The following is a 7,431-nucleotide window of genomic DNA, read 5'->3' as shown; positions in this document are numbered from 1 at the left end:
TGTCGGCGTTACCCGACTTCATTGGTACTATGCGGAAATCCGACTCCCTACTCGCTGTTTGGCTCCCTTGCTTTTGGGCTTGTCGGCCATACTCCGTTGCCGAAGGGCGGTAGGGTCTCCCAGGTTCCCATGAAGTCATTGTGATGCATGCCTGGCTCTACGACCCCGGGGAAGCCGCGACCATCTCGCCCGTATCGATGGTTGCGATGTTGTCTTCCGATATTCCGATGTCGTCGACCTTCCCATCTTACTCATTTCGGGGCTCTATCACTTTCAGGCCTACATCCTACCTGTCTACGCTTAACCGCCCAAATTGCTTTGTTCGGTTCAAGACTCGCTACTGATGGTTGGGCTTCAACCTTTTCAGGCAGGATTTCCACCCGCTAAACTTCATGACCTTGCCTGGTCGCACCGGAAAGTGAGTTCAAAATAGCAATATAAATCAAAAAGGCGAGGATATTTCCTCACCTTTTTCTGATCATTGACATAGATCGACTGCCCAAATAACATCTTATGGAAATTCAATCCCCCGTATGCTACAATCGTAGCAAGTGATACTATACACAGCATTCACTTGAGCCGCCACTTCGACGGTTATCGGGAATTAGATCGAGTACTTACTAAGATCGCTCACCATCAACGCCTTGACGCCGAAGACAAACTCCGGATCATGCTGTTGCCCATGATGTTCGAGCATCCCCGCCATCGCTCTCGCGCTGCCTGGCTCGTTACGGAGGCTCTGGATGCAAAAAAAACCGATGATGCTACCTATCTCATCGGTACAATGTTCGCCTGCAATTACTCAACCATTGCTAACCCGGAAAAGAACAAAATTTTGGAGGTGCTGGAGATGTCTCAAGCTTTTCAAGAACTATACCGTAGATTTGAGGAAAAAGGGATGGCAAAAGGAATGGAGAAAGGGATTGCGAAAGGGATTGCGAAAGGAATTGAGCAAGGGATTGAAAAAGGGATTGAGCAGGGGATTGAGAAAACTGCCATCACCGCGTTGAAAGAAGGTGCTTCACCTAGTTTTGTATCAAAAATCACAGGTTTACCTTTGGAAAAAATCGAAGCATTGCATAAGCAGATAAAGCAAAAGCTCTAATCTACAATCTTCATCCGGCACAATCACCGATATAAACATCGAAAAAGGTCATTCCCGGCGAATAAACAAAACGGGGATGACCTCTTTTCATTTTGCTCGTTCATCAGGGGGACCCCAGAACGCAACTGGCGATGATAGGCTTCCACCGTATTGGTGGTGTAGATTAGCTTGCGAATCGCTGGTGGAAAGATGTGCGCGGAAATGCAGCGGAAATGGCCTCCGTAAAGCCGGTACGCTCGTCTTTATAAGCGATCAGGATGTCTTCCACGGTCTTACAATCTTTTGCGATTTCTTGGGCCAATTGTTGCCGTGCATTCCGCATAAATGGTACCCAGTTACGCCGTTTGCTCAACGATCTTTTCCATAAGGCCTCGGGAGCAATCAAGCACCTGCTCATTCGTTGGCAATGGAATCACCGGGCGCGCTTTAACTACCTCGATCACCATCGGTTCCAGCAAGGCTACGGCATAATCACGCCGATCATCACTGGCGTACATATTGCGCAATTCACCGGCCATATCCAATTCCTGCATCTGCTGACTCAGCAGCTCGATTTCATTCTCCGACAGCAAGAAATCAAAAGCCAATTCAGCAAAACAGCTCTCAAATATATGTAGCATCTCTTTCGCGTCGTCCTCAATAAATTCATCAAGCACCGATTTCGTAACTGTTGACGCAGCCGAACTGCCCAAGAAGGCCCCACATAATCCACCCACCAGTCCGCCGACGGCCGTTCCGACGATCGGGATGAACGATCCCACCGTTGCTCCGGCTGCCGCACCGGCCATCCAACCGCCAGTGCCCCCGGCGACACCGGCTGCCGTTGTGGAGATGTTCTTAAACGCTTGGGCACCTGATATTTTCCCACGCACCAGACGGCCCACATCGACTGAAGAAAGTACGGCCGTCGTCACAATCCCCGTTACGATATTCCCGCGCAGCAGCTTGGACAAGTGATTCATCGCCGCCGCACCGTAGATATTGCCGCCCTTGATTCCGCTGGCTATCCAACTTGCCGCCTTTGGCCCCATTTGTTTGACCAAAAAGTCCGTTCCGCCTCGTAACGCCGCTTCTACCCCTGTCCTCCCCAGTTGCGCCGTGATCACACTGGAAAAGAAGGTCACACCAAAGACTTGCATACCCGAATAGCATGCTTGCTCCAAAGCCACTTTGGGACTTTCACCGTTCCAGAGAGCATGGGCATAGGTGATGATCGCTGATACCCCCATAGCCGTACCACTGACCTTAATGCCGTTGACCCCATCGTAGATGAGCGATTCCACCGTGCCAAAGCGCGCAATGTTCCGAGCCTGTGCATAGGTAAATGAGCCTTTGCGAACGATTTCTTTAGCTTTTTGCGGGTCGCTTATACCGGGAAGTTGTCCTTTGCGGATTCGTTCCTCCATCGCTTGAATGGCCGCATCATACTTATCCGAAGGCACTTCAATCTGCATCGGTGTTCCATCGGGACTCCAGTAACGAAAATGATTGTTTTTGTCAAAGCATTCTTTAATGCAGTCCGAACCGGTACGACAATATTTCGTTTGAATATATGCACCGTCTACATAGCGATCAGGACCGTTCTTCGCATTATTGCCGCCCATATGTTTAGCATCTTTACCGCTCCATACATCTTTCAGATGATTCGCTTTTTCTGCGGCCGTGCCGTGACCTCTTTCGGCCTGAAATATCACATTGTCCGAGTATATCTCGGCAACGCCGGCGTTTCCGGCCGCCAAACCGGTATGAACTGCTTTCTGTTTCCCTTTTTCACGGTTACTCTGAGGACCCAACGCTATCGCCTCAATTCTACTTTTCCTACTCTCGCCCGTTGCATATCCATGAGGTACTATTCTTGTTTTTCATATTTTCATTATTTTATTTTACCATAAATAGCGCTATGGCCTCCGTATGTTTGATAGGTTAAACCTTTCTGTTGAAGTACTGATATAAAACCCCTTCCTCCAACTTACTACCATCTTCGATCGCCGTCGAACGTTCCATATCTTGATTACGGGTCATTGAGGTGCGCACAAAAGCTTGAAGGAGATCATCGTAGGGCATAAAAATACGAATTGACCTGTTCAGAACTAAGGAATGCATATAGTTATTACTTAATACCGGAAAATCTTTTATTTCTTCTTCTCCGCAGAACACACAATGCTGAATATGGGGGTAGTACTGCATAAGACCGTCTCGGATGTCCTGAAGTGTCCATTTTGTCTCTGTACCGAAATCGATCTTATTCTGCTCAAAAGTAAAATCTTCGCAATCACCGAGTACGCAAATATCCATGCATTGCCGCTCGTAGATATACGCAATTGATCCGATCCACCAGTCCCACAACTTATCAATACCATCAAAGGTAAGATTTTCATAGGTTGAAATTTTTCTTAGCGTTTGATTTTCGTAGAGATAGGCATCGACCTGCCGATTCACTATGTAAAACAAACACCTCACCGTTTCTTTCATACCCGATCCCCTTACCGCCGTTCCTCTTGTGCAGTCTCAACTAAATTGACCATTTTATGCTGAACATCAGCATGCGTCATTTGCGGATTGACAGCTTGCAACGCATGAATAATGGCAGAACTAATGACCGGCTCTTTCCCTTTCAAATCTTTGCCTTGCAAGTAATCCGACATCGTCCCCATATTGAAGTAACCATTTTCTTTAAATTTATCGATACACGCCTTGATTTCCTCAGCCGACAATTTAATTTTTTCGGCTGTTAACAAAAACTCAGCCGGAATTTCCACGCCGGTCTTTTCCTCAATACTTTTGGCCAAAATGTTTGTACCAATTGCTGTACAAGCCAATCGTTCTTCGGGAGACATTTTATTGAACTTTTCACGATCCAGCTCAATTTCTTCCCGTAGATAGTGAATGTATTCCTGTTCCGACTTAAATTCTTCTCGTGGCAACGTATCCTCTTGAATCGCTTTGGCGCCCAGTTCATCCATTCTTTCATTCTTATGGCCAACGCCCAAAATTTCCGCAATTGTCGTCACGATAACCGCAATGACTTCGAGCGCTTTGACGGCTAACTCCAGATTTTTAAAAGGAGATAATATGGCTATCGCGTTACCGACGATGCCACCACCGATTTTGCCGATGTTACTTCCTACAAAACTGACTGCTGAACTGATTGCGCTGCTAACCACGCTACAAGCCGATGAAAACCATCCCATGTCAGCATCCTCCTCTACTGTCTTTTCCCCAGCTTTAATTTTAAGTGATTAAAGTAATACAACTTTTTTTCTTCCAAGCGCTCAGGCTCACTGAGGACATCAGTGATAAATTCAACCAGCTTCGCTTTCCGTTGTTCCCGCATATCTACCGGATATAAGCTGTGCAACAAATATTGCACCACAATTTCTTGCTCAGCTTCACTGCTTATCTGCTTCATCCTTTCCATAAAAGCGTGACGAGCGTCGTCAAACCGGTAAAAATTACGGAAGTCATCAACCAGTGAACTGTCAGGAATGTATTGAATATATTCTAGAAATTGCTCCAACGACGGTTGTTCTTGCAGAATTTCCAGTCCGGGAAAAATGCCGCGTTTATACATCTGGCGATAATACTCCATGACGATGTGGCGCAGTTCGTCATCGTTAACAAATTCCGTACCTGTAGTATTCGTCATCTGTTTCATCTGCACTTGCAACGCTTTAGGCCAACCTTGTGTGAACACAATCGCCCGACCGACGTCGAGATGGGAGAGAAAATTCTTTTGTTCATCAGACAACACCATCGTGTTACCGATAGCTTCTTTATCATCTTGGGCGAAGATTTTATGCACAATTTTCGTATTGGTGTTTTTGAGTACTTCCGGTGTTAGCTTTCCAGGTATTTGGTCGACAATAATCAATGATTCGCCATATTTTCGCACTTCCGCCAGCATATCCGCGAAGGTTTCCACACTTTGCTTTTTATTCAGACTGTCCCCGGGTTGATATTTGCTTAGAAGCCGGTGCGCTTCTTCGAGCAAAGTAATATGCTTAAATCCACGGTTGTTTTGATGTTTGATCTTGATGGCCTCGAGCAAATTCGTAAGAACGAACCCTAGAATTAAGGCTTTCTCCGAACCACTGCGGATTTCTTCTAATTCTAACACCACCTTGCGATCTAACAGATCAACAAAGTCGATAGAACGTTTGGTATCCAGCATCATGCCTTTGGCACCCATCGTCAAGCCTTGCAACCGAGCGCGGATCGATCCGATATAGTCCCGTTTTAACCGTTCATCAAATCCCTGCTTCTCTACAACCTCCTCGGTTTTGTTGATCAAGTCCGTCAGCGTCGGGAATGCATAGACGCCATCGGCAAAGGGTGCCGGATATTTTGTATTGCAGTTTTGGGAGATATTCCAACCATAGTCTTGATAACAGGCATAGATTGCTGATTCGATAATTTGCGGAATCGCCGCTTCCATATCGAAGGCCGCTTCAATACTGGCTTTGATCATATCCACCCGGGAAGTGATACTTTCATGAGGAAAAAATTCAAAAGGATTTAAGCGAAAGGGCGCAACCGTATCCTTACCCAAAGTAAAAATCAGCACATCGTCATAAATACGGTTCAAAATTCGGTATTCTGTTTTAGCCGGTTCGATGACCAGAAAAGGCAGTTCACTGTCGAGCAGAATCTTTTGGCAAGTGGTTGTTTTGCCACTTCCGGTTACGCCGGTCACAAAGGTATGCTTGTTCAAATTGTCTTTATCCAAATACACCGGAATTTCAGCCAAGACTGTCCCACTCTGCACCAAGTTGCCTAACTCGATTTGTTTAGCTTTCGGGATATCGGTTGTGAAATTCAAGCCAAAATCGACTTCTTCCCGTAATCCCAGGCCGACAATTTCTTTTTGCGGCAGTCCTGCGATCATGCTTAATTCATTGGTAGACAACCAGTTACCTACATGCAAAAATCCTTGCTTAATAAATTGGGAGCATACTGCCCGTGAGGATTGTTCGTTAAGCGATGGACGCGCCCGAAATTTTGTTCTGGGAATTTGAAAGTTCCGGAAAGCCTCCAACCGGCCATTTTTATTGGAAACAGCAACCTTGCGTAAGGGTACTTTGTTACCGCTTTCCCCTGAATACAACGACTTCACCGTATTCTCCAGCTTGATCAAACTGCCTCGACTTTGCGAAAAAAGCACAATCGAAGTGATAAAAATCCCTTTGCCTTTTCCATAGTCCAATCGCTTAAAAATAATTTCATCTAAATACGTAATCCAATCCTGTGCTTCCTTATTGACAAATTCCATCGTAGTCGAAGCCGATGTACTGTCTGACCTATTACTTCCTTCCGTCTTGGAATCACCGATGCTTTTGCCGCTTGATGACCCCTGCGTGTGCGACTGACTCTCACTGGTCGAACTGCCGGACGTCTCTGATCTACTGGTGCCATGGGCTTTTTGATGGCTCGTTCCGGAAGTAACCGAATCCGATGTTGAATTGGACGAAGCATTGGCACTGCTGGATTTGCCTGTATTTTTGCTTTCTCCTTTGTTTTCACCGCGTGTTTCCGTGAAACTAGTCCCTTCCGTCCGGCCGGTATTGGTTCCCGATCCGGTCTGGTGGGTAACGGAGAAATTTTCACCACTGTTTTCCGTCGTTGATTTTGTCACCGATGACGATATCCCCGTGGCTTTGACTACACCCTCTTGGACGCTTTTTTTCATTAACGGTACCAAGGCAGTATAAAACCGGTATAGCTCCCGTTCGATAGCCGAAATATCATCACCGGCCAGTGGTTTGGCAATAATCACTACGCTGAACCGGTCTCCCAACATAACATCAACTAAGCGATCAACACCTTGAAACTTCTCATTGTCTTCAGTCGTTCCCGGTACACCTTCCAAATAGCAGCAGTGATTCATATTTTTTATCGTCTGCATAATCGTCGATTTGGCCAACGGTTGCACTTCACTGATTTTACTGCCCCGAAAATTCCCCCTTAAACTTGGTTGCAATACATGACGCCCTAAATCATAAACCGGTAATTCTAAGGCACAATCATCATCGGCATATAAGTCCTTGGCAATACCGAAATAAAAATGAACGCCAAACTCATCCCCTAGAATAATATAAACAAAATTAATACCTTCGATTTGCAGAGAACTCATGACATTTTCCAGCGCTTCTTTGCGTGGGGCTTTATCTTCGAAGGTTATTTCTTCGATGTGAAATAAAGTGATATCCCGCTCTAACAAAAGTGCCGGTTTGTCCTCTTTTAGCTGCTGATTATGACTGATATACAACATATCGGGGTCAGCGATGAAGTCCAACATAAATTTTTCTTCGCTCATGATGTGCTCCGAT

General features: G+C 45.9%; 5 protein-coding genes. 1 reads left to right on the top strand and 4 read right to left on the bottom strand.

Translation table 11 applies throughout. From position 1 onward, the window contains the following. The first annotated feature begins 574 nt into the window (after positions 1-574). Positions 575-1,105 carry an RpnC/YadD family protein gene (locus EDD73_RS12610; RefSeq protein WP_165876505.1) on the top strand — a complete coding sequence of 177 codons (531 nt, stop codon included), beginning with the start codon at positions 575-577 and terminating at the stop codon, positions 1,103-1,105. A 335-nt stretch (positions 1,106-1,440) separates the two neighbouring features. Here EDD73_RS12610 and EDD73_RS12605 read toward each other — a convergent pair whose 3' ends face one another. From EDD73_RS12605 to EDD73_RS12590, 4 genes are all read right to left on the bottom strand, one after another. Further along, a complete protein-coding gene (locus tag EDD73_RS12605; protein WP_207668886.1) occupies positions 1,441-2,898 on the bottom strand; it encodes a hypothetical protein in 1,458 nt (485 codons plus the stop codon). Between the two features lie 130 nt (positions 2,899-3,028). Then, on the bottom strand, positions 3,029-3,577 hold the full coding sequence (locus EDD73_RS12600; RefSeq protein WP_131920498.1) for a hypothetical protein: 549 nt from the start codon (positions 3,575-3,577) through the stop codon (positions 3,029-3,031). An 11-nt stretch (positions 3,578-3,588) separates the two neighbouring features. Further along, the gene (locus EDD73_RS12595; RefSeq protein WP_131920497.1) at positions 3,589-4,296 is read right to left on the bottom strand and encodes a hypothetical protein; all 708 of its coding nucleotides are present in this window, start codon (positions 4,294-4,296) and stop codon (positions 3,589-3,591) included. A gap of 14 nt (positions 4,297-4,310) precedes the next feature. Continuing rightward, complete coding sequence (locus EDD73_RS12590) at positions 4,311-7,418, bottom strand: helicase HerA domain-containing protein (protein WP_131920496.1); 3,108 nt, start codon at positions 7,416-7,418, stop codon at positions 4,311-4,313. Between the last annotated feature and the right edge of the window lie 13 nt (positions 7,419-7,431).

The organism is Heliophilum fasciatum (assembly GCF_004341395.1).
Lineage (GTDB): Bacteria > Bacillota > Desulfitobacteriia > Heliobacteriales > Heliobacteriaceae > Heliophilum > Heliophilum fasciatum.
This window is presented reverse-complemented; position numbering and strand designations above follow the sequence as displayed.

What these genes read in the sequence shown, in the direction of transcription:
- EDD73_RS12600 (WP_131920498.1), bottom strand. Translation starts at nt 3,577, where the DNA reads ATGAAAGAAACGGTGAGGTGTTTGTTTTACATAGTGAATCGGCAGGTC.
- EDD73_RS12595 (WP_131920497.1), bottom strand. Translation starts at nt 4,296, where the DNA reads ATGGGATGGTTTTCATCGGCTTGTAGCGTGGTTAGCAGCGCAATCAGT.
- EDD73_RS12590 (WP_131920496.1), bottom strand. Translation starts at nt 7,418, where the DNA reads ATGAGCGAAGAAAAATTTATGTTGGACTTCATCGCTGACCCCGATATG.